At 39.8% G+C, this 26,637-nt stretch carries 20 protein-coding genes and 2 pseudogenes; 13 read left to right on the forward strand and 9 right to left on the reverse strand.

Translation table 11 applies throughout. The features are described from left to right. Positions 1-41: 41 nt before the first annotated feature. A complete protein-coding gene (locus tag CVD19_RS03030) occupies positions 42-260 on the reverse strand; it encodes a hypothetical protein (RefSeq protein WP_101580406.1) in 219 nt (72 codons plus the stop codon). Between the two features lie 238 nt (positions 261-498). Here CVD19_RS03030 and CVD19_RS03035 point away from each other — a divergent pair, with 238 nt between their 5' ends. Together CVD19_RS03035 and CVD19_RS03040 are read left to right on the forward strand one after the other, a co-directional pair. After that, positions 499-1,185 carry a response regulator transcription factor gene (locus CVD19_RS03035; RefSeq protein WP_101580407.1) on the forward strand — a complete coding sequence of 229 codons (687 nt, stop codon included), beginning with the start codon at positions 499-501 and terminating at the stop codon, positions 1,183-1,185. A gap of 1 nt (position 1,186) precedes the next feature. Further along, positions 1,187-2,503: a sensor histidine kinase gene (locus CVD19_RS03040; RefSeq protein WP_101580408.1), complete on the forward strand. Its 1,317-nt coding sequence runs from the start codon at positions 1,187-1,189 to the stop codon at positions 2,501-2,503. Positions 2,504-2,748: 245 nt separating this feature from the next. Here CVD19_RS03040 and CVD19_RS25295 read toward each other — a convergent pair whose 3' ends face one another. Together CVD19_RS25295 and CVD19_RS25300 are read right to left on the reverse strand one after the other, a co-directional pair. Continuing rightward, positions 2,749-3,069, reverse strand: coding sequence for a hypothetical protein (locus CVD19_RS25295; protein ID WP_257985006.1), 321 nt, complete (start codon positions 3,067-3,069; stop codon positions 2,749-2,751). An 18-nt stretch (positions 3,070-3,087) separates the two neighbouring features. After that, complete coding sequence (locus tag CVD19_RS25300) at positions 3,088-3,381, reverse strand: transposase (protein ID WP_257985007.1); 294 nt, start codon at positions 3,379-3,381, stop codon at positions 3,088-3,090. Between the two features lie 152 nt (positions 3,382-3,533). On the opposite strand from CVD19_RS25300, the gene pbp4 reads away from it, so the two are divergent. The 5 genes and pseudogenes from pbp4 (at position 3,534) to CVD19_RS03070 (ending at position 11,053) form a co-directional block, all read left to right on the forward strand. Continuing rightward, entirely contained in the window at positions 3,534-5,600 is a 2,067-nt protein-coding gene (pbp4, locus tag CVD19_RS03050) for a penicillin-binding protein PBP4(5) (RefSeq protein ID WP_101580409.1), read from the forward strand. Between the two features lie 91 nt (positions 5,601-5,691). Beyond that, entirely contained in the window at positions 5,692-6,081 is a 390-nt protein-coding gene (locus CVD19_RS03055) for a BlaI/MecI/CopY family transcriptional regulator (protein WP_101580410.1), read from the forward strand. Next, positions 6,081-7,877, forward strand: a complete 1,797-nt coding sequence (locus CVD19_RS03060; RefSeq protein WP_101580411.1) for a BlaR1 family beta-lactam sensor/signal transducer — start codon at positions 6,081-6,083, stop codon at positions 7,875-7,877. The genes CVD19_RS03055 and CVD19_RS03060 overlap by 1 nt, the downstream gene beginning before the upstream one ends. Before the next feature lie 139 nt (positions 7,878-8,016). Next, entirely contained in the window at positions 8,017-10,053 is a 2,037-nt protein-coding gene (locus CVD19_RS03065; RefSeq protein ID WP_101580412.1) for a peptidoglycan D,D-transpeptidase FtsI family protein, read from the forward strand. 545 nt (positions 10,054-10,598) lie between these two features. Beyond that, a pseudogene (locus CVD19_RS03070) lies at positions 10,599-11,053 on the forward strand (NUDIX hydrolase). 1,067 nt (positions 11,054-12,120) lie between these two features. Here CVD19_RS03070 and CVD19_RS25795 read toward each other — a convergent pair. The 4 genes and pseudogenes from CVD19_RS25795 to CVD19_RS03090 all read right to left on the reverse strand — a co-directional run bounded on the left by CVD19_RS25795 (position 12,121) and on the right by CVD19_RS03090 (position 14,841). Next, positions 12,121-12,393 carry a TIGR03943 family putative permease subunit gene (locus tag CVD19_RS25795; RefSeq protein WP_101580413.1) on the reverse strand — a complete coding sequence of 91 codons (273 nt, stop codon included), beginning with the start codon at positions 12,391-12,393 and terminating at the stop codon, positions 12,121-12,123. 2 nt (positions 12,394-12,395) lie between these two features. After that, positions 12,396-12,824, reverse strand: a pseudogene (locus CVD19_RS03080) (DUF1980 domain-containing protein); the annotation flags it as partial. Positions 12,825-12,914: 90 nt separating this feature from the next. Beyond that, complete coding sequence (locus CVD19_RS03085) at positions 12,915-13,751, reverse strand: sulfite exporter TauE/SafE family protein (protein WP_101580499.1); 837 nt, start codon at positions 13,749-13,751, stop codon at positions 12,915-12,917. Positions 13,752-14,070: 319 nt separating this feature from the next. Continuing rightward, complete coding sequence (locus CVD19_RS03090) at positions 14,071-14,841, reverse strand: endonuclease/exonuclease/phosphatase family protein (protein ID WP_101580415.1); 771 nt, start codon at positions 14,839-14,841, stop codon at positions 14,071-14,073. A 171-nt stretch (positions 14,842-15,012) separates the two neighbouring features. On the opposite strand from CVD19_RS03090, the gene CVD19_RS03095 reads away from it, so the two are divergent. Then, complete coding sequence (locus CVD19_RS03095) at positions 15,013-16,284, forward strand: anaerobic sulfatase maturase (protein WP_101580416.1); 1,272 nt, start codon at positions 15,013-15,015, stop codon at positions 16,282-16,284. Positions 16,285-16,563: 279 nt separating this feature from the next. Here CVD19_RS03095 and CVD19_RS03100 read toward each other — a convergent pair whose 3' ends face one another. Both CVD19_RS03100 and CVD19_RS03105 read right to left on the reverse strand, forming a co-directional pair. Continuing rightward, a complete protein-coding gene (locus CVD19_RS03100) occupies positions 16,564-17,016 on the reverse strand; it encodes a DUF5662 family protein (RefSeq protein ID WP_101580417.1) in 453 nt (150 codons plus the stop codon). Between the two features lie 85 nt (positions 17,017-17,101). Beyond that, positions 17,102-18,559, reverse strand: a complete 1,458-nt coding sequence (locus tag CVD19_RS03105; protein ID WP_101580418.1) for a sulfatase family protein — start codon at positions 18,557-18,559, stop codon at positions 17,102-17,104. Between the two features lie 247 nt (positions 18,560-18,806). Between CVD19_RS03105 and CVD19_RS03110 the strand changes: the two genes are divergently transcribed. From CVD19_RS03110 to CVD19_RS03130, 5 genes are all read left to right on the forward strand, one after another. After that, entirely contained in the window at positions 18,807-20,996 is a 2,190-nt protein-coding gene (locus CVD19_RS03110; RefSeq protein ID WP_101580419.1) for an ABC transporter ATP-binding protein, read from the forward strand. Further along, positions 20,993-21,490 (forward strand): DUF1854 domain-containing protein, encoded by a 498-nt coding sequence (locus tag CVD19_RS03115; RefSeq protein ID WP_101580420.1) that lies wholly within the window; start codon positions 20,993-20,995, stop codon positions 21,488-21,490. The genes CVD19_RS03110 and CVD19_RS03115 overlap by 4 nt, the downstream gene beginning before the upstream one ends. 307 nt (positions 21,491-21,797) lie before the next feature. Continuing rightward, positions 21,798-22,769 (forward strand): LacI family DNA-binding transcriptional regulator, encoded by a 972-nt coding sequence (locus CVD19_RS03120; protein WP_101580421.1) that lies wholly within the window; start codon positions 21,798-21,800, stop codon positions 22,767-22,769. A gap of 13 nt (positions 22,770-22,782) precedes the next feature. Further along, positions 22,783-25,149, forward strand: coding sequence for a beta-galactosidase (locus CVD19_RS03125; protein WP_101580422.1), 2,367 nt, complete (start codon positions 22,783-22,785; stop codon positions 25,147-25,149). Positions 25,150-25,235: 86 nt separating this feature from the next. After that, complete coding sequence (locus tag CVD19_RS03130; protein WP_101580423.1) at positions 25,236-26,612, forward strand: ABC transporter substrate-binding protein; 1,377 nt, start codon at positions 25,236-25,238, stop codon at positions 26,610-26,612. The last annotated feature ends 25 nt before the right edge of the window (positions 26,613-26,637 follow it).

Below are 26,637 nucleotides of genomic sequence, written 5' to 3' on the forward strand. Positions count from 1 at the left end.
TGGTCTGATTCATTTAAAGTTATTTCTTGGTGAAACGCTCTTTATTTTGCGAGAAATTCTTTTAACCTTTCATATTCCGCCTCGTCAATTTCTCCTTTAATTAACCGGCTTTTAAGAATTGAGGTAATGTTTCTGTCTTGTTGGTTGTCAGACTTATAACGATGTCGACTTCTTAATGTTGCAACTGCTACGAAACAGATAAGTGTAAGACAATACAAAGCACCGAACGGAAAGAATGAGAAACTATCTTCAAAACCCATTTAAAAATACCTCCCTCAAATTGTTAAAACGTGTGACGAATTATTACCCCTGTTCCACAATTAAAGAATAAACCTTGAGTATCTCAGATAAAGGTGCAAAAAAATCACAAAACAATAACAAACCATCACAAAACGTATAATTAAGCTTGCTCTTGTTTGTGAGATGATAAAATAAAAATGAGTTTCGAATGAAAGATTAGTTACTAGGTAGAGGGATAGGGGATAAGGTGGGATACTCTTGAAAGAAATGCATACAATTCTTGTTGTAGATGATGATATAAGCATTGTTGAATTATTGAGGGACTTCTTAGAGAATGATGGTTTTTATGTGAAAACCGCTTATGACACTTCTCAGGCACTGGCTGTGCTTAATAAAGAAATCATACATTGCGTTATTCTCGATATTATGATGCCAGGACAAACCGGTTTCGATTTATGTCGTCAGATACGAGCGGACAGCAATATACCTATACTTTTTTTAAGTGCCAGAAGTGATGATGTTGACAAGATAAGGGGGCTTACACTTGGAGGGGATGATTATATAGTGAAAACTGCTTCACCTGGTGAAATTGTTGCTAGAGTAAAGGCAGTGTTGAGGCGCTCAAGTTCACAGCTGGAATATAATCGAAGGGTCTTAAAATATGGAAGACTCACTTTGGATTTGTCCACAAGAGAGGTACTTGTAGATGAGAGAATAATCTCACTGACACCGAAGGAATATGAGTTGCTTCGTTTGTTTGTGGAACATCCGAAATATGTTTTTTCATACGACCAATTACTTGAAAAGTTTTGGGATGGAGTTGGTGACAAACATACCGTCCGGGTACAGCTCAGCCGACTTCGCGAGAAAATTGAGGACGAACCGAACCATCCACAATTTATAATCAATGTATGGGGCATAGGTTATCGATTCAGGGGAGAATAACATGAAAACTATTCACATTCGTAAGTTTACTATATTATGTCTATTTTTAATCCTACTATTACCGTGGTTATTTTTTGTAACTGCAAACCTTATTGAAACAAAAACGTTCGGTCTTGGAGTGAATAATATACAAAAGAAAGATTTAAATAAGACCATTCAATTGATAGAAACAAATACGGAAAAATGGAAGGACCTAGCTTGGCAAAAACAACTGAATAGTCAGTTACATAAAACGAACATGGATGTATCTATCCAATCTGAAACGGACCAGATTATTTATCAATCCGACCCTAACCGTAATTACTCATCTATACGAACGGAACATTTTTCAATTATTCAGGACGGACAAGTAATTGGTAGGGTTTACATAAATCAAATTAATTCTAGGGTAAATCAGGTGTTTGCTGCCTTCATGGGCATGTTGCTGGCTTTTTTTATTGTCGCATATGTAATGCGAAGATATATTTTAAAACCTCTTGAAAAAATGAGCACCTGTTCGCGGCAAATAGCCGATGGAGACTTGGAGGTTCAATTGCCTTCGTCCAAAATTGCAGAAATTGCTGAAGTACGTGACGGATTTATAGTTATGGTGGATGGGCTAAAAGAATCCTTTCAGAAACAAGTTGAATTGGAAGATGAACGGCGATTCGTTATAGCTTCTGTTGCGCATGACTTACGTACACCGTTATTCGCATTACGAGGTTATTTAGATGGCTTAGAGCAAGGAATAGCACACTCTCCCGATAAAGTAGCAAAGTATATCGCAGTTTGTAAGGAGAAGTCAGCCCAGTTGGATCGGCTTGTAGAGGACCTTTTCACATTTACAAAGACGGATTACTTGGAAATGAAACATAACCAAAATAAAGTTGACCTTGCACATGTAGTAAAAAATTCTATAGAAAGTATCAAGCCGCAAGCTCAACAGAAGCAAATCTGTTTAATAGAAGACTTTTCTGCAGATCTTTGCAGTATAGAGGGTGATATGCACTTAATAGAACGTGCTATTAACAACTTATTAGACAATGCTGTCAGGCATACACCAAATCAAGGGAAGATTTTTATTCAATGTTATAAGGATAGTGATCGAGTGTATTTTTCAATTCGAGATACAGGGGAGGGATTTTCTTCTAGGGAACTTAAAGATGTTTTTGATCCACTATATCGTGGTGAAGTATCGAGAAATTATTCAACAGGTGGATTCGGATTAGGTTTGACCATATCAATGAGGATAATCAGGCAACATGGAGGCGACGTATGCGCGGAAAACTCTATAGATGGAGGTGCAATTTTGAAAGGGTGGTTTCCCTTCTCTAGTTAACACTCATATATAACCAAAACAATATTTTTTTTCAAAAAGTGGGAGGCACACAGTTTATTAGGATATATATTTTATATTGAAATAGCTAAAGGAAAGGGATTGATTGTAAACAAATACACTTACTACCATGAAAATTAACTTCTGCAATTCTATAAAAAAGGCAATACTGAAGAAGACGCAGCTCATTCGTTTTTTAAAAAAGGGAGAGCGCCAATTCAGAATCTATGGTAATTAGTTGGCCTGGATTAGGATGCTTTAGGCTCTTCTAACGTTACTGTGTATCCTAAGCTTTCGAGTCGTCTCAATGAATGTCTGACAATCGATTGTTGTCTCTGTTTATCAAAGTAGTCTTCGCCTACGTCTATATACATTTCTTTACGAGTTAAGAGATAATAAGAGATACGTAACATAGCGTGAGCGACGACAATACCGGCGCGTTTCTTGCCTTTTCGTGACGCTGTACGCCTATACAGTGCTCCGAGATAGTTTTTGAATCCCCTTACCGAATGAGCTGCCTCAGTTAAAGCTGATCTTAAATACTTGTTTCCTTTTTTGGTTTTAGCCAATTTCCTTTTTCCTGCACTTTAATTCTGTCCTGGAACTAAGCCGGCCCAGGAACACACATGGGCTGCAGTGGGAAACTGCTTTTTTACATCAGTTCCGATTTCAGACAGGATTTGTTCAGCCATTCTTGTCGCAATGCCTGGAATGGAATCAAGTATTTCCACATCTTCTCGATGAGAGCTTACTCTTTTAGCGACTTCTTGAGCGAGCATCTCGATTTGTTCAGTTAGAAAATCAATGTGACCCAAAATGGTTTTCAACATTAACCGTTGATGTGAGTTAATATAGCCTTTTAAAGCTTGAGTTGGGTTCATCGTTAATTGACGCCCATTATACTAAGGGTGATTACCATCGGATTTGCTATTAAAAGAATATGTGCTATAATTTCTCTAAATACTACACCTGTAGTTTTGATTAAAAAACTACAGGTGTAGTATTTATCCTGAAGGAAATGAGGTGGGAGAGCTTGTATAGTAGAGTCGAAAGAAAAAAGAGGAAAATCAATCCTTATTATTTCTTGTTATTCCTCATTTTGGCAGGGATTGGGGGTTTTAGTTTATTCCAAATCATGGACAAAAAAGGTCACAGTGAAGTTCAGGATGCAGCGAATACTTTTATTCAACTATTAGAATACAAAGAGTATGAAAAATTAGGGAATGTACTTGAAAAACAATCATACACTTCTTTAGATTATACTTTGGAAGAAGTCATTGCTAAATATGATCGTATATTTAACGGAATCAATATTACGAATATACATGCTTCCAAAATAGCATTAGAGAAAGTCAAAAACTATGAGTATGAGCTATCTTATCAATTAAGCTTTACAACTCCGTTAGGAAAAGTAGAGAATATGAAATACCATGCGAAGATAAATAAAACAGACGGTCATTATCTCGTGAAATGGGATCCATCCTTAATTTTTCCTGGAATGGAAGGAAAAGATAAAGTAGCTTTTCAATATATGAAAGCGGAACGCGGAGAGATTAAGGATCATTATGGTAACGGATTGGCGGTAAACGAAGATTTTAAATGGGCGGGGATTGTACCAAAAGAATTAGGTCAAGGAAATGATGAAAAAGAAAATACGCTGCAAAGAATTAGTCAACAACTCGATATACCGATAGATGAGATCAATCAAAAATTAAACCAACGCTGGGTAAAAGATGATTTATTTGTTCCCTTAAAAATAGTGGAATCTAGTAATGCGGAAATAGTACCTGGAATTTCTTATCAAAATATAAAACTTCGTTATTACCCGTTAAAGGAAGCTGCAGCGCATTTAATCGGTTATATAGGAAACGTAACAAAGGAAGATTTGGATAAGAATCCAAATTTAGCGGAAGGAGATATGATTGGAAAAGCTGGATTAGAAAAAGCCTATGATAAGGAGTTACGCGGTAAAGATGGGGGAGAAATACTGATTGTCAATGAACAGGGGGACAAAAAGCAAGAAGTTCAAAAGGCAGAAAAGATGGACGGAGAAGATATCCAACTGACGATTGATTCTTATATCCAATTGGAGGCCTTTAACCATCTAAAAGGAAATGCTGGTTCTACTGTAGTGATGAACCCTAAAGAGGGAGGGCTTTATGCTGTAGCGAGTTCCCCTTCATTTGATCCTAATAAAATGGTTCAAGGTCTATCTCAACAGGAATATGATCAATATGTAAATGATGAGAACAAACCATTTATTTCAAGATTTGCTGTTGGTTATGCTCCTGGCTCCACCTTTAAAACGATAACTGCCAGTATTGGTCTTGATGCCAATGTGACATATCCAGATAAGCTTAGAAACATAAATGGTTTAAGCTGGCAAAAAGATGGAACTTGGGGAGGTTATTCAGTAACCCGTGTGTCCGATGTACAAAATGTAGATATGAGAAAGGCGTTAATTTATTCAGACAATATTTATTTTGCGCAAGAGGCCCTGGAAATGGGAGAAAAAACCTTTAGAAATGGTTTGAATCAGTTTATCTTTGGTGAGGAATTAGATTTACCAATCGCCATGAATGCTGCGAAAATTTCTAAGCATAGTACGTTTGATTCAGAAATCCTGCTGGCGGATACTGCATATGGTCAAGGAGAATTATTGATTTCACCTATTCAACAAGCCGTCATGTATACGGTTTTTCAAAACGAAGGAACACTGGTTTATCCGAGATTGCTGAAGGATCAAAGTTCACCAAAAACAAAATCAGCCATTACGAGTTCAACAGCAAAAGAATTGAAAAAGAGTTTGATTGAGGTGGTAAGGGACCCAAATGGAACGGCCCATCTTCTATACAACCCAAAATTTACGTTGGCTGCCAAAACCGGAACAGCCGAATTAAAAAAGAAACAGGGTGAAAAGGGGAATGAAAATAGTTTTTTGCTTGCTTTTGATACGGAACATGATGAATTTCTCCTGCTTTCACTCGTAGAAAAATATAAACCGGGCAGTTCGGCTACCCAGCTGAATAAATCCTTCTTAGATCAGCTCTATTCATATTTTCAGATGAGGAATGGCAACACTTCAGCACACGGGGATTAATTACCTTATGCTAAAATACACGATTACGCTTTAAGCATTTGGACCATCTTGCTATAATAAATACTACAGGTGTAAAAGTAGGAGGGTCATCATGAGGGAGATTCCACAAATATCAGAAGCAGAATATGAAGTGATGAAGGTTGTATGGAAATATGAGCCCATTTCGACTCCTGAAGTCGTGGAGAAATTATCAAAAAAGTTTGATTGGAAACCGAATACTATTCACACAATGCTTGCACGTCTAGTGAAGAAAAAGGCTTTGCAGGCAAGAAAAGATGGCAGAGTATTTATTTATAGATCACTAGTCGAAAAGCACGAGTATGTTGAGCAAAAAAGTAAAACCTTTCTTCAACAGTTTTTCGGCGGCACGTTAAATTCAATGGTATTAAATTTTATTGAAAATGATCAGTTATCTAATGAAGATATTAGTGAATTAAAGAAAATTTTATCAATGAGGGATAAGAAAGAAGGGGAAAAATAATGGATACCATTCTACTGCGGATTTTACTAAGTACAATCGTGGTATCCCTCCTTATTTTCATGATTCTGTTGATCAAAAAGCTATTTAACAAACATATGACGGTGAAAGCAAATTATCATATTTGGTTTTTTCTTTTCATTCCCATCCTAGCATCCTTTTTCCCTCGGAATTATTTTGGACCTGGAGAAGGAACTCAATATGTAAAAAGCTTGCTTTTTTTTCATAAAGAAGCAGAATCTAAGAGTGAAAGGACGAATGGATTGGATGCCGCTCAGGCGCCAAACACTGGTTTATTGCACGATTTCACGGTATCTGTGAACAAGTCAACGCCAGATTTCGTCTACCATACATTTTTCACGGTTTGGGTCATAGGAATGGTTCTTTTCATTGGATTTGCTGTTTATTCCAACTATCAAATTTATCAAATGAAAAAGTCAGCTGCAGCTGTGAAGAACCATAAGATCAATGAACTGTTAGAAGAGTGCAAAAAGATGGTTGGAGTGAAAAGAAAAATAAGGCTGCGGGAAACCTCACTAATTGCCTCGCCTATCACGTTCGGGATTTTCCAGCCCTATATTTTTTTACCAAACAAAACACGGGAAGCATGCTCGTTAAATGAATTAAAATACGTTTTTTTGCACGAGCTGCACCATCATAAAAGCAAAGATGTGTTCGTCAATTACGGGATGTGGATATTTCATATTATTTATTGGTTTAACCCATTCGTATGGTATGCCTTAGAAAGGATGCGAATTGATCGGGAATTAGCTTGTGATGCTTCTGTTCTAAATCTCTTGGATGAGAAGGGATATATCGAATATGGTCATACCATCATTCGTTTTGCAGATAAAAAATATAAGCGGGCTTTTGAACAGTTTGCTCCGGGTATGGGAGGGGCAAAAAAACAAATCAAAAAAAGAATCCAGAGTATTGCCACTTTCTCCGGAGATTCTCAATTATTGAAAAGGAAAAGCAAAATAATCTGTGTGGTGTTTGGAATTTTTGTGCTATTCACTACTCCAATTACCACAGTTATAGCTGCTCCTGATGATGTGTTTCATTTTAGTGAGAAGAATACAATATATGAAGATTTAAGTACCTATTTTAATGGCTACAACGGCAGCTTTGTTTTATATGATGCATCTAAAAAACAATATCAAATTTATAATCGAGAAATGAGTGAAAAGAGAGTTTCTCCTAATAGCACCTATAAAATCTATTCTGGATTATTTGCATTGGAATCAAATGTGATTTCCACGAATAACAATGAACTGATTTGGGATGGAAAAGTTCACCCTTTTAAAGAATGGAATAAAAATCACAATTTATCTGCCGCATTGAGGAGTTCAGTGAATTGGTATTTTCAAAATACCGATCGAGAGGTAGGGAGAAAACAACTACAATACTATTTTCACAAGGTGAAATATGGAAACGAGGACCTTTCAGGGAATTTGGATAGTTACTGGATGGAATCTTCATTAAAAATATCACCCATTGAACAAGTGCAATTATTACATGGATTGGAAGGAAATGAATTTGGTTTTAAAGAGGAAAATATTCAAGCGGTTAAACAAGCCCTTTTAATAGATGAGCAAAAACATGGGCAATTATTTGGAAAAACGGGAACCGGCATGATAAATGGAAAGAATGTAAATGGCTGGTTCATTGGCTTTGTATATAAAGGCGATCATCGTTATTATTTTGCCATCAATATTCAAAATAAGGATGGTCAAGCCAAAGGAACCAAGGCTGCGGAGATTGCCAAGCAGATCCTGCATGATAAACAAATTTATTAAAAAATATACCCATAAGGGATTATACTTCCTTTTTGGGTCTTTTCGGTTCTAAATACTACAACTGTAGTATATAGCGCCTACCTTGTATACAAACTTCCCAACTAATTGGATTCTTCTTACATGAAAGGGCTGATGTGTTTTGAAGCAAAAAAGGCAGAAAAAAACGAAAATAAACAATCCAATCCGTTCGAGACTGAATGGTCTTTTTTTCATGGTCTTTGTTCTTTTTTCCATTCTGATTCTTCGCCTTGGCGTCATCCAAATAATTAAAGGGGAAACCTATGCGGCTCAAACTGAGAAGACGGATGTGACGCCCATTAGTAATTCCGTTCCGCGCGGAAAAATATATGACACGAATCAAAAGTTAGTAGTCTATAATATTCCGGAAAAGGCGATTATCTACACACCGCCGAAAAATCCACAGCCGGGCCAATTGCTTGAACTGGCAAAGAAGTTAGATACATTTCTTTTCATGAATGATAAAGAGATCGATAAAGTGACCGATCGGGATTTGAAAGATATCTGGCTGCTGGAAAATAATAATGGCGAGGATTTAATCACAAAAGAGGAGGGGAAATTATACAAACAAGAAAAACTGACCGACAAGGATTTATATCAATTAAAATTGGAGCGCATTACAGAAAGCGATCTCCAGGTAATGGACAAAAACATGGCGGCCATCTACCGAAAACTATCGTCCGCCATCGCTTTAACCCCGACTGTAATCAAAAATGAAAATGTAACAGACAGAGAATATGCGCAAGTCAATGAAAATCTGGAAAATCTGCCGGGTGTGGATGTCACGACCGACTGGAAGAGGGGCCGCACCTACGGGGATACGTTTCGGAATATGCTTGGTAAAGTAACGAGTGCAGATGAAGGCTTACCGGCAGAAAAAGTAGATTCCTATACGGCGAAAGGGTACAAACTGAATGACCGTGTCGGGAAAAGTTATATTGAAGAGCTTTATGATGGCGTATTGCAAGGTCAAAAGGAAAAAGTAAAAACCGTGACAGATCAAAATGGAAATGTGCTGAGTACAGAGACTGTTTCGGAAGGGCAGAGCGGCAAAGATATTATCCTGACTATTAATATGGAATTCCAAGCCCAAGTGGAAAAAATCATACAGGAAGAGTTAGTAAATGCGATACAAAAGCCGCATACAGATACACTTGACACTACCTTTGTCGTGGCAATGGAGCCCAAAACCGGCCGCATTCTGGCTATGTCAGGAAAAGTCTATAACAGGAAGTCCAAGGAATTTACCGATTTTACACCGGGAACCTTCACTTATGCCTTTGAACAAGGGTCCGTTGTAAAAGGGGCCACCGTATTAACCGGATACCAAACGGGTGTTAGGGATTTCGGGGAAACTGAACTGGATGAAGTCATGCGATTTAAGGGCTCGGGAACCTTTTCCTCTTACCAAGTCATGAACAGAATTAACGAATTAAAGGCATTGGAGCGTTCATCAAATGTTTATATGTGGAAAACCGCGATTGAAATCATGGGCGGCAAGTATATCCCAAATGGCACATTGAATATCGATCCGGAGAAAATTGAAACCATCCGCTATTATTTCAGCCAATTTGGTTTGGGGGTGCCGACCGGTATTGGGTTTGATAATGAAACAGCCGGAATAAAAGGTACCAATACAAGCACCTACTTTCAAATTGCGATCGGACAATTAGATACATATACACCGATGCAGATTGCCCAGTATATCACTACTATTGCCAATGGCGGCTACCGCATGAAGCCCCAATTGGTGAAGGAGATTCGCGAAACTAATAAGAATGGCAATGAACCGGGAAACTTGATCGATGAAATCGAACCTGTTGTGTTGAATCAGGTGGATATGAGTGGCGAGATGATGAAGCGGGTCCAACAAGGCTTTTGGCTGGTTACCCATGGTTCCCAAGGAACAGCGAGAGGATATTTTAAAGACGAACCGTACAATGCGGCAGGTAAAACCGGGACTTCTGAATCCTATAAAAATGGGGTAAAGACATGGAATCTTTCCTTTGCAGGTTATGCCCCAGCCGTAGATCCCGAGATTGCCATTGCCGTTATTGTACCGAATGCCTACCGTGATGGTTATGCTCAGCCGCACAGTGCTGCTAATATCATCAGCCAGCGAGTTTTTCGGGCATATTTTGACCTCAGAGGTGAATAGTTTAAGCCAATCGGCTAAAAGGTGGAAAACCACATAGTTATAGTTTTAAGCCTGTATCTTAATGCGGTATTAGGATTAATCAAACGGTCGAACTTTCCATTGTTTAGTATAAATCATATTGATATAATAATTGCAACTTCCATTACTAACAGAGCATTGGTCTTTTAAACCGATGCTTTTTTGTACTTTTAATTAGCTATCTGTTTTTTGTGTTATATTTTTATAGTGGACAACGTATTTATAAGTAAGATTGTGAATGAATGTACTTAAACTACCATGAAAATTAACTTCTGTAATTCAGAGAAAAAAGGCAATACTGAAGAGGACGCAGCTCATTCGTTTTTTAAAAAGGGGAGAGCGCTAATTTCATTGATCTATGGTAATTAAGTGAAGTGTATTAAGAGGCTTTGGGTTCTTCTAGCATAACGGTGTATCCTAAACTTTCCAGTCGTCTCGGGGCAGGTTAGTGTAAAAAGGTAATTAGGTGTTAAGTAGAGAAAAAGTATAGATATACATAAAAAAATAAAATACATAAGGAGAAATGAATGCCGCAAAATGGTATTGTCTTAGTAGTCAGTGTATCAATATATAGAAATGATGAAGTATTAATAATAAGAGAGAGTAAACCATCTGCAATTGATAGGTGGAACTTTCCGAGTGGACGTATAGAATATGGTGAAGACATTCTTTATTCAGCTCGTAGGGAAGTAAAAGAGGAAACAGGCTTTGATGTAAAACTTAATGGCACAACTGGTGTATATAATTTTATAAGTAGTACAAACATCAAGTTATTTTGTTTCATTTTACTGGTGAGGTTACAGGTGGTTCATTAAATCTCGTAGAAGAAGAAATTTCAGACAGTAGGTGGATTAAGTTAAATGACCTTGTGAAATTTGATAACGAAGAATTACGGGAATCAAGTGTTTTAAAGCAAATCATAGATAACTTATTAAAAGGGAAGTTACACTCAATTAATATGTATAACGAACAACTTATTTAAATAATTCTTATTAAGCTCTAACGGGTGCTTTATTGGTCACGGGTTCAGTCATTTTTATAGCAATTCATAATCATTAACAATATGTAGGATCCGAGTGAAATGGAGTCAATTATTCCCGAATTAGCCAGAGACTTTCAGGGGTATTGTATATACTGTGGTTGCAATTTTTATCACCGTGAATCTTAAAGAGAGGATAATACTCTATTGAAAGCAAATTTGATTAGGTCACTCGTCTATGCTGGTATTTGCTTGTTGTTTAAAGAATTTGCCTCTATTCCAGGAACCTCAATGGTCTTGAGCATTTGGATTGCAACTTACATTTTTCACAAGAAATTTTTAGGTACTTGGTAATTTAGAATAATGAACTAGAACTGCATAGTAATACTGGGAGATTAGTTCTAAACTAAATAAGAATAATTGATTACTAAGTCTGAAATATAAGAAATGGAATACTGTTACTGAGAACTCCTCTTAGTGTCTTATTGAATGGATTCTAAAGCATCTTTCAAAGTATTTAATTTAGAGTTGGATTCATAAAAAATATCTATCGCAGTTACATAATCATCTAGTTCTGAATAGCTTACAAAGGATCCGCTAGCATCAGCAACAGCGCGAATAAATTCTTTATTTTCGTTATTGGTAGCAATAGACCAATCGATCCCATCAGAATATATATTTAAACCTGAAGCGAGGAAAGATGAAGGAGTACTAGGAATTGCTGGAGTTGAATTACTAAGTCCAACAATCTTACCCTCTGAGTATCCTTTTTATTACCTATTTCATAATCTTCATCATCTTCATCATAACCAAGTTCATGTCCTTCATCATACCCAATTTGATAACCCTCGTCATGTATAAAAATGGTATAATAGGACCCCAATTATTTTTATTGCCAGGTGTCAAGGTAGTATCTGGACTATTTAGAGAATTCTCTCTAGTATAGATGATATCCCATTTAGTATCTAGACGAAAGGTACGGTAAACACCACTACAAGATTATCTGTACTCAACACTCAAACCACGTGGTGTGTGTGGCAAAAATCATGTTAAATTGATAAACAAAGAGCCTAATCCCGGCTCTTTTCATTATCTTTAATTCCTTCCTTCATTTCTTCCCATTTTGACACTTTTATTACCGGAAGGGGGTTCCCCATATAGGATCCACTTTCGATAATACCTTCAATCTTGATCCATTTGTCTTTTTCAATTTTTGCAGCGTCTGGAAACTCTGATAGAAACCCGATAAGGCCGGCATCTGCTATACAATGAGTGACCAGAAATCTTGAGACAACTAGCTGATTTTCTGTGAAGCCATCTTCTTTATAAACGAAGCCGTACAGGTTTACTTTTCTTCCTTGAACTTATCAGTGTTTGAACTGATTTCCTGATAGTAACTAGAATAGATACTGTCATTAAAGACGATCGTGGAGTCTTCCTCTAATTCTTTCATTATCTTGTTATATTCTTCTTCGGTTTGTTCATTTTCGTATCCAGTGACGGTTGCGGTGTCTTCTGGTACGGCAGAGTCTTGATCAGCTTGGAGGTCTGATTCTTCTACTCCTAGTTTTTCCTCACTGTCTGAAGGGCTTGGCTTAGTTTCTCCACCGCGTTTACTTGAACCCGCAATCGACAGCATGGCGCCTTTTTTATCTGCAATGGATGAGTCCAACACCTTTGCAGGAAGCATAAAGCCGGTTAGTAATGGCAGGATGATGATGGAGTACGACAGCAGTTTTTTTACTGTAAAAGGGGTGGTGCCATGGTCGTGATTATGCTCAAGTGAACAGCAATCCTCATCGTGGCTGCATGTGTCTTCATGGTGAGAACTTCGAAGTCGAAAGAATAATAGTTAAATATCTATTTAGTTAAAATACATCCTAAAGCCAATCCCTACTAATAATACAGAGAGCATTTGAATAATCACTTTTCCCGGTATTTTCTGAGAGAGGAACACACCGATTTGGGAACCAATAATGACCCCGGCGCCCCCCCATAGAACAGTTATCCAATCTACGCTGCTATAGATAATTTGTGAAACGACTCCCACTGAAGAATAAAGGGTAAGCGAGAAAATTGATGTTGCCGTAGCGTGGTGTGTGGATACTTTAAAAATATAAATTAGAATCGGAACAAGCAGCCATCCCCCGCCAATACCCAGATAACTAGATAGTACGCCCATTAAGGCCCCGATTGGAAGCAGCCATTTTGCAGCGAGACGTGGAGTCCCGCTAATTTCTGTCGATCCTTCTGGCTCATCCAGCCTAAAACTATCTTCATGGCCATCTTCTCTACAAACGTTAAAAGCTTTTTTCTTTCTAAAAAGAGTGAACGGTGAATTGCTTGCAAACAAGAAAATACCAAGAGCAACTAACAGAGTGGCAAAAACTACATAAAAGTAACTGGATGAATAAATATGAAGAAGCCAAACCCCAAGCAAAGAGCCAGGAATTGCCCCTAAACTTAAGATGATCCCCGTTCGATAGTGTATCCTGTTTTGTTTTGCATATCCTATTACTCCTGATAAAGAATTGATTAAAACTATGACTATACCTGAACCGGCTGCTAGAGCAGGGTCCATATGGAAAATAAGGAGAAGAGCTGGAACAAATATAAATCCCCCTCCGGCTCCGACAATAGTACCATAACCTCCTGCTACCAATCCGACTGCAAGCAGCAGCAAGCCTGTTGTAATTTCCACGTTTATGACCTCTTTCATTGATAATGCTAAGCTATCAAATTTTAGCTTGGATGTATATTTGAATAGTTTTATAGGATATGTTTGGCTTCGAATGTCGCTGTTTTTTGACAATACACCATACTGTTCCCAAGGAAAGGGTGCAAGAAATTCCCTAAAGTCCTTACGCATGGGAAAGGTGATCCAGACTGCATTCAAGGGGCCGCATATTATTAATTATGGACAATTTTGATTGAATTTGCGACTGATATTCAAAGTTGGAACTTAAAAAATTCCCCCCATTTGAAGTACGTCTTCGTAGATTACGAGCATATGTATTGATTTAAATGGAAACTGTTAAAATTACCGGGTAATGATCGGATGGAAAGCCACCATATACCTTGCTTCTATCAACTGTGATATTAAGTAATTGGACCTCTTTCGAAGAAAAGATATAATCAATCGGTTCCCCGGATGTTCCGCCTGAAAAGCTATGAAAAGTTAACCCAACTTCTCCTTGCAAAATGCTATAAGCATTAACCAGGATATCTTTACTCTGCAAAAACTTAATCACATTATTGTCAGGGTTTGCATTGAAATCGCCTGCTAAAAAAGCTGGGATTGTTTTTGCGTCAAGGGAGCACATGAAATCCCAAATCAACCGGATTCCTTTTTCTCGAGCTTCCTGGCTCACATGATCCAGATGAGTATTGTAGAAGAAAAACTCCTTCCCGGGAAACTTTACGAATTGGAAATGTCCCCATGTACATATGCGTGGAAAATCTGTTCCCCAGCTTTTACTGCCAGCTACTTCTGGCTTTTCAGATAACCAAAATTGTCCTTGATCACTGACCGACAAAATATCTTGATGATACAAGATTGCTGAGAATTCTCCTTTTTCCCCGCCATCACGGCCTTGGCCAATCCATTTATAGGCAGGCAGACGATCGGCGATGTCAGTCAACATGTAAGAAAGCCCTTCTTGTATTCCGATGATAACAGGGTTATGTTTAGCAATCATTGCGGCAACTTTGTCAGCACGATATTTCCAGATATTTCCATTGTCGCTTGGAATATCCACACGCAGATTAAAAGTCATGATTGAATAGTCCATATTTTCTCCTTGTTTTCGTAGTTTTTAAATCTATAGATTCAGTCCGACTTTGCCAAATAAATCAATTAAAAATCCTCGTTATAATGTTACAATAGAAAAATAGTTCTTGAAAATACAAATTTTCCAAATTAAGCGATGGAAATACAGCGTGGCCCAAAAGGGGGAATACAGATGTCAGCAGGATGCCTGACAGCCGATTATGGGAATATCGGCGTAATGTGGAAAACAGTATCAGAAGCATGTAATTTGGCGTGTGATTACTGCTATTACAGCCGTTGTGGAGGGAAACCTGGCAAGATTGTCCGAATCGATGATGCTGTCCTTGAAAAATTCGTAAAAGAATATATGGCTCTATCGAACGGAGTAGCCAAATTTGCCTGGCAAGGGGGGGAACCATTGCTCGCAGGCCTGGACTTTTTTGAAAAGGTTGTCGAGCTTCAAGCGAAATATGCACCTCCCAATACGATGATCAGTAACTCGTTACAGACAAACGGCACCTTGATCAATGATGAATGGGCCCGATTTTTAAAACAGTATAATTTTTTGGTTGGAGTAAGCCTTGATGGGCCAAAGGAAATAAATGACGCGAGACGTGTGACGGGCTCAGGTGCAGGCAGCTATGACAGTGTCATGCGGGGGATTGGCCACCTGCGCAAACATAATGTTGATTTTAATATCCTAACAGTCATACATGAAGGCAATGTAACAAAAGCAAGGGAATTAATGGAATTTTATAAACGAGAAAAGTTTACATTTGTGCAGTTTATCCCAGGCATGGATTTTCGGGCACAGGAAACGGACGCAAAAGGTGAATATTTAATTACGCCAGCTGAATATGGATCGTTCCTATGCGAGGCCTTTGATGTCTGGTATAACGATGGCGATCCGGTTACATCTGTCCGCTTTTTCGATAATATGCTGAATGTTTATGTTCACCGTGAAGCTGAACTGTGCATTCACCGTAGGTCATGTCCAAAAACATTAATCCTTGAACAAAATGGTGATGCCTATCCGTGTGACTTTTTCATCAATGACCAATTTAAGCTTGGCAATGTAGCGATTGACAGTTTGGCAGATATTTTAAGCAGCCCTGTTTATAATGAGTTCCTCCAGCTTAAACCAAACCTGCCAAAACAATGTGTAAGCTGCGAATATATCAATCTTTGCCACGGGGGATGCCCGCGGAATCGGACATGGAGTTTTGGTGAAGATGAAACACTTGTGGATGTGGACTATTTCTGCCAAAGCTACAAACAAATCTATTCCTACGCCCATGAGAGAATGGATATTGTTGCGCAAAACGTAAAAAGGCGCTGGCTGCAGGAGTATATCGATACAGGTTTAAAACTGCCGGACCGAAACGATGCATGTTTGTGCGGCAGCGGAAAAAAATTCAAAAAGTGCTGTGAGCCGCTCCAAGCGGTCGGCAAATCAAACAAATAAAAAGCATCGATCCGATGCTTTTTATTTGTTTATGCCATGATAACATAATAGCCTTCTCCTCCTTGCTATAAATCAACATCACTAGCATTGATTGCAATCAAAGAGGTTTTGTTATTTAAATTATAGGTAAAATTGTAAGTTCTTAATTTCATTTTAATGCACGTAATTGAGGTGAAATTCATTAATACTCTTGTTTAACTTAACAGCCTTGTAACGAGGAGTTCGTAAATCTTGTACAATATAGTAGAATGGCTGTGTTACTCAACAGTTTCTTAGGAATCAGTTTTCACTTTTAACCCTCATGATCATTTCAAGTTCTTTTTTTGTATTAGGATGCAATACAATCTTGTCCGTAAGGTCTAACGATGATATTTTCACTTTCCTTCCCCATTTCCTGGAAAATGAACGCCAATCACAGACCATTTCAATGAGATACTTTCTAGGCATGGGTAATGCTTGTTTATTATTCGAATCAATAACCCAATACTCCCAATGATGCTTATTTTTATGCTGATGGTGAAGCCAAGCATATTTCCATTTAAGTTCATCAACAGCACTTTTTTCTCCATTGAAAAAGAACTTCTTAGCATATGGAAAAAATTCTTTTGGTGAAAACTTCGATAAATCATGGGTAATCCCTTGAAAATATAAGCCTACTTTCCAGCATTCAACTAAAACATTTAATTTATGTTCAAGAATATATAGTAAATTCCTCCAACAGGCCTTAAACATCCAAACACATTTCTCCTCATCCAGTGACTCATTATCCATAGTATTTGCTAAACGGGCGCTTACGCCTTTTTTCGAAAATTATTATTTAAAACTTTTCCGGACGATAGCGGCGTTCCAATCGCTCTGCAGCAGCATCTCGTCCGTCTTTACGGAGTTTATTCAAATAGCCGTCAAGGGCATTATCTCCTCTTGTATGGAATGGGCCGCCTTCATGGAGTACATTCCACATTGGGTCGGTTGGATAATCAGAGCTTTTCATTTGTTCCGCCACCCAGGTATCCAATAGCCGCAATCCTTTTCCAACGACCTCAGGGCGTTTATCTGCCAGGTTCGTTGTCTCATGCGGATCGTTTTCGATATCAAACAGCATAAGCTCCGGGAATTCCTTTAATCCGTCATGATACGTACGGATCAGCATCCAATTATCAAACCTGACCGCGCGCTGGCAGGCCCATGCCTGCTGGCTGACGACTAGATACTCACGCCCAGCGGATTCACCCTTCGTGATGGCAGGCAAAAAGCTCACGCCATCCCATCTTTTACTCACTTCACTTCCTACTAGCTCAGTGAAGGTAGGGCCGAAGTCGATTTGATAGTGGAAGTCCTCATCTACATGGCCTTGTTTGATTCCCGGCCCGGCAATGATGCACGGAATCCGGCTTGTTATATGGTCAGCGGTTTGATGGTCGCCGTAAATATTCAGCTCACCCTGGTTTTCACCGTGATCTGCTGAAATTATGATTATGGTTTCTTCTAATATCCCTTGTTCTTCAAGAACGTCAAATAACTTTCCTATATGGTCATCCACATGGCGGATGGCCGTGTCATAACCATCGATCCATCTTTTGAAATCTTCACGGGAAGTAATTTCATCAGGCAGCCCTGGCCACTGTTTCACCTGTACCAGGTCGCGAGCACCCATCGGCCCGTAGCTGTCCCGGTGCCTTGCGATGATTTCTTCTGTGAGCCATTCAGGTGCCGGGTCATCCTTAAAAGGATTTCCATATTCCGCCGGCGTGCGGTAAGGAGTATGCGGATCCCAGAAGTTAAGATATAAGAACCAGTTTTCTTTTTCTGAACCTTTTTCTTTTATCCAGCGGATTGCCTCGTTTGAAACATCTCCCGCAGTTTCTCCGGCATGCTTTCCTGTGTCATGGACTTCAAGGAATCCCTCGGTAACATGCCATGCCGCATGGCGGCCGGGGAAGGGGCTAATCATAGCAGTATGGAGACCTTTGAATCTTAATTTATCCACCCATGCCTGATACTCGGTATGATGATGGTTGAAAGGGCGGTTAGGACCGATCTTTCTCATATCGGCATCTGTCCCGCCATGATTGACTACACCATTATGTATTCCGTAACGGGAACTGAACAGAGCTGTCCTCGAAGGGGCACAGGGTGCGTCGGAGGCGTAATAATTTGTAAATCTGACGCCGCGCTCTGCAAGGCTGTCCATATTTGGCGTTGTATCGCGGTGATAGCCGTAAGCACCAATATGGTCAGGTCTTAACGAATCCACATCGATATAAAGAATCTTCATTTCTAGTAAACATCCTTTCGTAAGGGAAATAAAAAGATTTTTATCGAAACGTTTCACCTAATTATAAACAGAAAAAGTTAACGGTTACAATATATATTGATATTTCTCCAGCCTATTACCGCAACTGTTTTATTGGGAAAATAATTATTGAAAAAAATAGGGTTGTTTTCCAAAAAGTATGAAAATATAATTAAACCGATTCATTCGTTATTAGAATGATAAATAAAAATATTCAATAGGAGGTCATATGCCCATTCATGAAGCCTTGCCCAATAACCTTGTATTTGAACGTCCTGTTATATTTTCTGCAAAAGCAGATATAAACGAGGATGGCAATTTTGAAGGAAGATGGCTTGCCATTACAGAGGAAAATGTTCTCGTTTATTCATCCGAAGGTGAGATTTTAATGGAAGTCCTTCTATCGGACATTAAGGGTGCTAGGCTGGATCAGTATATAGGCGGAGGCTGCCTCGTTATTGAAACGTTTCAAAGAAACGCCATTGCCCTTGTTCGATACACCTCGTCGCTCACAAATAAATTTTCGATTGCGGTAAAAGTGATATCCAATCTGGTGAATAAGGAACCTGTTCCGGTTTTATCAACAAAAGATTTGCCAAGGATCTGTCCTAGCTGCGGTCGTCCGCTTCAGGAGGGTACGAGTGTTTGTCCGGTATGTGTGGATAAGAAGAAAGTGATTGGCCGTCTGTTCAACTATACGAAGCCGTATCGGAACAAAACGATCCTTGCGGTGATCCTTTTGATCATTGCGACGCTAGTCGAGCTTGCGCCCCCTTACATAACGAAAATCATTGTGGATGATGTTCTCGAACCCCGGGATTTTGGCGGTGCATTGGGAACCTTCGTCTTTGCACTGGGTGCAACCAGCCTGCTGGTGACCATTATGCAAACGCTTAGAGGAATTTTAGGTGTTTGGATCGGCAGCAATATCATGGGGGATATCAGGAAAGATATCTATCAATCCTTGATGAGACTGTCCCTGAGCTATTTTGACAGAAGACAGACCTCACAATTTATCGGACGTGTAAATAGTGATGCTGAAGCTATAAGGCAGTTTTTAACTGATGGCATCCTTTGGATCGGCGCCCAATTCATCATGTTGATTGCCATCATTTGCCTAATGTTCACTTTGAGCTGGAAGCTGGCTTTGTTGGCCATTCTGCCAACGCCGATTGTCATCCTGTTTTCTCTTAAAATTTGGCCTAAAATCAATAATCTCTGGTATAAGCAATGGCAAGCGATTAATCGCTTGAATATAGTGGTCGGCGATTCACTCCAGGGAATCAGGGTCGTAAAGGCTTTCGGCCAGGAAGCGCAAGAAAGAAACCGGTATATGACAGGGAATAAGAGGCTTATTGCACAAACGATCAAAACGGATGGAATGTGGCAGGGTATCTTTCCACTCTTCTCTTTCCTTACCGGTACTGGCATCCTCCTTGTTTGGTACTTTGGAGGCGTATCCGTCCTGAAAGATGAAATCACTCTTGGCACGCTGATGGCATTTATCGCTTATTTAGGAATCTTTTTTGGCCCGCTGCAATGGTTTAATCAAATGATTAACTGGTTAAGCCAGGCAATCGCAGCTGCAGACCGGGTTTTTGAAATAATGGATACAGCATCTGAAGTTCCTGATAGCCCCGACGCGGCATCATTAAAGAAAGTAAGGGGGGCGGTAAAGCTGGAAGCAGTCAGCTTTGGTTATGAAAAATATCATCCAAACTTAAAAAATATTAATCTTTTAGTCAAACCAGGGGAAATGATTGGGCTTGTCGGCCATTCAGGGGCTGGGAAATCCACATTGATCAACCTGATTAGCCGCTTTTATGATCCGCATGAAGGAAAAATCACCATTGATGGAATTGATTTGCGTGATATCAAACAAGAGGACCTGCATAAACACATCGGTGTCGTCCTTCAGGAAACATTTTTGTTTGCAGGCACGATCTCTGAAAATATAGCCTATTCAAAACCGGATGCCACGCCAGAAGAAATCATGAGGGCAGCCAAAATAGCCAATGCACACGACTTTATAGTGAAAATGGCAGATGGCTATGACACAAAGGTAGGGGAACGGGGCCAAAGATTATCCGGAGGGCAAAAGCAGAGGATTGCGATTGCTCGTGCGATCCTGCATGATCCACGAATTTTGATATTGGACGAAGCAACAGCATCAGTTGATACGGAAACTGAACGGAAAATCCAGGAAGCAATCTCCAGGCTTGTTAAAGGAAGAACTACGTTTGCGATTGCCCACCGTCTTTCCACATTAAGGAATGCTGATAGGCTCGTAGTCATTGATAAGGGTGAGATAGCTGAAGTTGGCACGCATGATCAACTGCTGGCAGAAAAAGGGATTTATTTTACATTGGTCGAAGCCCAGAAGGAATTGTCGAAAATAAAAGGGGTTGAAGTTGGATGAAGGACCCATTTGACATAATCATTTTTGACTCAAAGGAGATTTCATTTACCAGGAGCGTGGGAGGGGTTTTGTCGGCAGTAATTGATGGGGCAGTTTACCCTGAGATAACCCTTCATCAAGCATTCCCTTTTAAAAAACCTTCACAATTTATATCCGTGTGGGAAAAGAATGACCGGGAGCTTGGCGTTATTCGAGACACGAAAGAGCTTGATCAGGAAAGCAAAAATGAAATCGAAAAAGAGCTTCGTTTTCGCTATATTATTCCAATCGTTGCAAGAGTGCAGTCGATAAGCGAAGAAATGGGGCTTTGGATATTCCAGCTCGTGACCGATCGCGGGGACCTGCAGCTTATCATGCAAAATATACATGAACATATTCAATTCATAGCTTCCGATCGGCTCGTCATTACCGATATGGATGGAAATCGGTGTGAAATCCCGGATATTAAGCTGCTTGATGCCCATAGCCGAAGGGAACTGGAAAAAATCATTTGACCTTACTGATCGAATTTTTTATAACCGTGAATATAAAATGAAGTAGATATCTTTATAAATCCAAATAGTGGGAATCTTTGGAACGGGATGTTGCCTATTTCAACAAATTGTTTTATTTTTTTGCAAAAAAAGTATTTTCACCCTATTGAAACCGATTTCACGCCGAATTATAATAGAGTCATTGAAACGTTTCAAAAGGGGGAAAGCCAAAGTTATTTTTTTGGGTTTTTATTGAAACGTTTCAAAAGAGAGAAAAGGGAATTTTTTTGCTCTTGCATTGAAACGTTTCAATTACAGGGGGATAGCGATGGTAACTTTAAAAGATGTGGCGAAACGCGCTGGGGTCAGTGTTTCAACCGCGTCGTATTCAATTAATGGCAGCAGCCTCATTTCAAGTGAGACTAAACAAAAGGTATTGGATGCAGCTAAAGAGATAGGCTATCGTCCCAATGGGCTGGCCAAGAACTTAAAGGAACAAAAGACGAATATTATTGGCTTGTTTTTAAGTGGATTCACAGGACCTTTTTTCTCGGATATGGTCGAAGGCATCCAGGACGAAGTGATCAAAAACGGTTTTGAATTAGTAGTATGTGCTTCAGTGGATAAACACCGTGTGCTTATCGAACGATATGTGGATGGAGCTATCATCCTGAACTACCATATGGAAGATGAATTGCTTCTATCCATAGCCAACGAGAAGCTGCCACTGATTGTCATGGATAGAGAATTGCAGGGCCCCTACATAAAGAATGTCCTTCTCCCCAATGAAACAGGTTCAGCAAGGGCGGTAAACTATCTTGTTGAAAAGGGACACAAAAGGATTGGCTTCATCGCAGGTTCACAGCAATCGTATGATGGTGAAGCACGTTTAAAAGGATTCATGAAAGAGCTAAAACAGCATAAAATCGCCTTCCGGGAAAAAGATTTCCTTCGCGCTGATTTTACGGAGTCAAGCGGTTATCTGGAAGTGAGCCATTACTTGGAGCAAATGGGCTATGACCTGCCGAGTGCAATAGTTTGTGCCAATGATGAGATGGCCATGGGCGCGATAAGGGCTGTCAAAGAAAGAATGCTGGAAGTGCCAAAGGATATTGCCATTGTGGGTTTTGATGATATTTATGTGTCCCAGTATTTTACCCCTTCTTTAACGACAATCAGGGTTCCAAGAAAACAATGGGGGACAATTGCTGCACAAACGTTATTCAAGCTCCTTGATAAACAATATGAATTTGAGCCGGAGCCAATCACAATTGAACTGATGCCAAGGAATTCAGGATGATACGAGGTGAAATATGATAAAGATTAAGGATGAAAAGGTAATCGTTAATGGGAAAGAGGCAATTCTCTTTGGAGGAGAACTTCATTATTTCCGTGTGCCAAAGCATGATTGGAAAAGCCGGATACGCCAGGTGAAAGAAGCCGGGGCAAACATGATCAGCACATACGTTCCTTGGATTTTTCACGAGATTGAAGAAGGAAAAATAGATCTTACAGGCACAACATTGCCCGAGAGGGATTTAAAAACATTTCTTCAGCTCGTCAGCGAGGAAGGGTTATATTGCCTAGTTCGGCCAGGCCCTTACGTTATGGCGGAGGTTGTCGATCATGGCGTTCCTACCTGGTTCATTGAAAATTATCCGGAAGCGGTAGCCAAAACAAATGACGGGAAGAATCATCCAACAAGAGTAGTCAGCTACATGCATCCTGTTTTCCTTGAGAAAAGTGAAAAATGGTATAAAGAGGTTTGCGCGATTATCGAACCCTTCCAGATAACAAATGGAGGACCGGTCATCCTGTTCCAAATAGATAACGAAGTTGGGATGTTCCATTGGGTAACGAATCAGCCGGATTATAACGAAGCGACATTAACTCAATTTGAAGATTATTTAAGAGGTAAATATACAAGAGAAGATTTTGAGAATACCTTCAGAGTCCCATATGAGGAAATGAAAGAGCTTTCTCACACCATGCTGAAAAAGCCTGAAGCGATTTATGCACATGCACTACGGAATGAATTTGGATTGTTTTTACGGGAACACTATCGGACTTTCCTGGAAACTCTGAAGCATTCTGCTGAAGAAAAAGGGATCAATGTACCATTTGTAGTCAATGTCCACGGCTTTCATACCATCGATCTTTTAAAAAGGGGCACGATGTATCCAATCGGCATTTCCCAGCTGTTAGAAGCGGCGAAAATTGAGAATGTCTTAATGGCCGGCGACTATTATATCGGCAATATTGAATACGACAACTATATTGATATCGTTCTTGCCAATGCCTTTACGAAGGCCATTCAATGGAAGGAACAGCCATTGTTTTCAGCGGAATTCCAGGGTGGCAGTATCCATGATAAGCCAAGGCTTCAGCCAACGACATTTGATCTGACAACAAGGCTTTGTGTTGCCGATGGGATGAACGGCGTCAATTACTACATGTTCGCTGGCGGGGAGAATTACGAAAATATCGGTTTGTTTGGGAGACGCCATGAATGGCAGGCACCCCTGTCGGCAAACGGAGACAAAAGGCCGCACTATTTCGTAATAAAGCACCTTGGTGAAATGCTGATTACTTATGAAAGTCCGCTTGCCAGGACAAAACCAGTAGCTGACACCCATCTTGGGTTTTACCCTGATTACTACATGACAGAATTTTATGATGAACATACAAAAGCCATGGTGGATGAAATTCAGCATGGAAGAGAAGTTTACTTGTACAACGGGGTTGCCAAGGGACTAAGAACAAATAACATCATCTTTGAAGGCGCCAATCTTATGAGTGAGGAAGAGCTGGATCCTGCAAGGGTGCCAACTTTATGGTTGTTTACAACTAAGTGGATGGACGAAAGAATCCAGCTCAAGCTTGTCCGGTATTTAGAAAATGGCGGCCAGCTGATTTTGTTCCCGACCATCCCGGTAAAAACAATGAAAAATGTGCCTTGCACCGTATTAAGGGATTATATCGGGGTTCAAATCAAATGCCATAAACATAGAGGCTTTGCCCATATTGATGAGGTTGATAACGTACAAGCCGAATTTATGGAAACCTATGAAATTGAAACTGGTGCATTTGCATGGAGCGAAGACGGGGACCATGACGTAATCGCTTTTGAAAAAAGCCTTGGAAAAGGTAAGCTGATTATGTTTGGAGTCGGCATGGAGTTCAATTTCAACCATCAGTTTGACTGCATTATGAATCTGGCAAAGAAAGCAGGAATTAACAGCCGATTCAGTCTTGATGATGAACTCGATATTACGCTCCGCTCAGATTCGGACGGCGGCAAGTTCATCTTCCTCCATAACTTTGACGAATATAAAAAGACCACTGTATTGAATTACAAGGGAGAAGCCCTGTTAGGCGGAAAGCAATTGGTTGTTCCGCAAAGAAGCGGGCTCATGCTTCCGATTGATGTATCTTTACGAGACGATTTAACCATTTCCTATGGATCTGGAGAAATTTATAAGATTGAACACAATCAGGACAAGCTTGTGCTTTCCTTACGGGTTACCCAGGAAGAGGAAGAATTCATTTTCAAATCCTCTGAATGGGTTCCGGTTGAATCAACTGCAGCAACAGTGTCGAACCTCGGCCCTGATCAATACAAGGTTGTAGTTCAATCAAGAATGGAAACAGAAAGCATCCATTTCCAATTGAAGCAGTAAGGCAGGGCGGTGCCCTGCGAACACTTTCGGGAATATGAACCATAAAGGTTCTTTTCTAAAAAAATACATTAAGGGAGAGTCACAGTATGAAAAAGGTATTATCCATCTTTGCGGTATTAACTCTGATTTTTAGTCTCGCTGCCTGCAGTGATGCAAAAGAAACCAGCACAGATAAAAAGGAAGACAATGAAAAGAAAGAGGAAGTAACCCTATCTTACGCACACTGGAATCTGGGAACGGAAGAGGAAAAAAATCTGGAGCGTATGATGCTTGAAGCTTTCCAGGAAAAATATCCGCACATCAAAATTGAACTGAATGAAACGGTTAATACAAAAGACTGGAATGGTACATTGGCAACAGCAGCAAGTGCCGGAACCATGCCGGATGTGTTCGCATTGCCGCAAATCCCGCTGGCTTTATCCAATGACTGGCTGTTGGATGTAACGAAAATGGTTGAAAATGATAAAGATTTTGCAAAGGTACCGAAGATCGTTAAAGAGTCTTCTACTTACGACGGTAAAATGTACGCAATCCCTTCAGCACAGCATTTCCTTGGCTATTTTGTAAACAAGGATGTCTTTAATGCAGCAAACCTTGATTACCCTGAATTTGGAGCGCCTGTAGAAGATTTTGTTACTGGAGTCAAAGAAGTTACAAATGTTAACAATGGAGTTATTGGACTTAACAATGCTATGACTGTTGCAGAATGGTACCCTGCTGCAGTGAACCCGGATATGGGCTGGTACACATTGAAGGATCGCCAATTCGCGTTAGATAGCAAAGAGTATATTAATGGTGTCAATCTATCAAAAGAATTAGTAACGAACGGCTATGCATATGACACTTTAACAGACGAACAAAAAGCCAACTTTAAGGGTAAAGACGGAAGTGAAACATGGATCCAGGGCGGAATCGGCCTTTGGTGGGATGGTACATTTGCAGCGGCAAACTTCAGTGAAAAGGCTGGCTTTGACTGGGATTTCATTGGCCTGCCTGGCGGTGTGACTGCAATTGCAAATGATTTCATAGGAATCTCAAAAACTAGCAAACACCCAGAGGAGGCTTATCTTTTTGCAAAATTCATGTCATTTGGCAAAGAGGGCTTCATGAAGCGTCTGGAAATTGCTGACAAAGAAGGAAAGACATTAAATACATTGCCAATTACAACTGATGAAGAAGTTCTTGATGAATACTTTGCAATTCTTGATGTGCCTGGAATCCGTACTGCCTATGACAATCTTGACAAGGCAATTGTAGAACCGGTTAAGGTTGTACCTGGTTATGTTGATGCAAGATATGAGGCACTTACTGGCGTGAAAACTTCTGAAGCAGAAAACGCCAAAACAGGCCAGCTGCTTAATGCATTTGTCAAGGGCGAATCGAAAGTTGAAGACTATGCAAAACAACTTGACGAATTGGCGGATAAAAAAGCAGCTGAAGCAGAGGCTGCATTGGAAAACTAAGTAATCGTGAATGTTGGGGAGGTTG

The organism is Bacillus sp. T33-2, assembly GCF_002860205.1.
Lineage (GTDB): Bacteria > Bacillota > Bacilli > Bacillales > Cytobacillaceae > T33-2.

Excerpts from the sequence above, each read along its gene's own strand:
- CVD19_RS03115 (WP_101580420.1), top strand. The coding sequence starts at position 20,993 with ATGAAGGACCCATTTGACATAATCATTTTTGACTCAAAGGAGATTTCA.
- CVD19_RS03090 (WP_101580415.1), bottom strand. The coding sequence starts at position 14,841 with ATGGACTATTCAATCATGACTTTTAATCTGCGTGTGGATATTCCAAGC.
- CVD19_RS03040 (WP_101580408.1), top strand. The coding sequence starts at position 1,187 with ATGAAAACTATTCACATTCGTAAGTTTACTATATTATGTCTATTTTTA.
- CVD19_RS03095 (WP_101580416.1), top strand. The coding sequence starts at position 15,013 with ATGTCAGCAGGATGCCTGACAGCCGATTATGGGAATATCGGCGTAATG.
- CVD19_RS03060 (WP_101580411.1), top strand. The coding sequence starts at position 6,081 with ATGGATACCATTCTACTGCGGATTTTACTAAGTACAATCGTGGTATCC.
- CVD19_RS03055 (WP_101580410.1), top strand. The coding sequence starts at position 5,692 with ATGAGGGAGATTCCACAAATATCAGAAGCAGAATATGAAGTGATGAAG.
- CVD19_RS03030 (WP_101580406.1), bottom strand. The coding sequence starts at position 260 with ATGGGTTTTGAAGATAGTTTCTCATTCTTTCCGTTCGGTGCTTTGTAT.
- CVD19_RS03125 (WP_101580422.1), top strand. The coding sequence starts at position 22,783 with ATGATAAAGATTAAGGATGAAAAGGTAATCGTTAATGGGAAAGAGGCA.
- CVD19_RS03100 (WP_101580417.1), bottom strand. The coding sequence starts at position 17,016 with ATGTTTAAGGCCTGTTGGAGGAATTTACTATATATTCTTGAACATAAA.
- CVD19_RS03120 (WP_101580421.1), top strand. The coding sequence starts at position 21,798 with ATGGTAACTTTAAAAGATGTGGCGAAACGCGCTGGGGTCAGTGTTTCA.
- CVD19_RS03105 (WP_101580418.1), bottom strand. The coding sequence starts at position 18,559 with ATGAAGATTCTTTATATCGATGTGGATTCGTTAAGACCTGACCATATT.
- CVD19_RS03130 (WP_101580423.1), top strand. The coding sequence starts at position 25,236 with ATGAAAAAGGTATTATCCATCTTTGCGGTATTAACTCTGATTTTTAGT.
- CVD19_RS25300 (WP_257985007.1), bottom strand. The coding sequence starts at position 3,381 with ATGAACCCAACTCAAGCTTTAAAAGGCTATATTAACTCACATCAACGG.
- CVD19_RS03110 (WP_101580419.1), top strand. The coding sequence starts at position 18,807 with ATGCCCATTCATGAAGCCTTGCCCAATAACCTTGTATTTGAACGTCCT.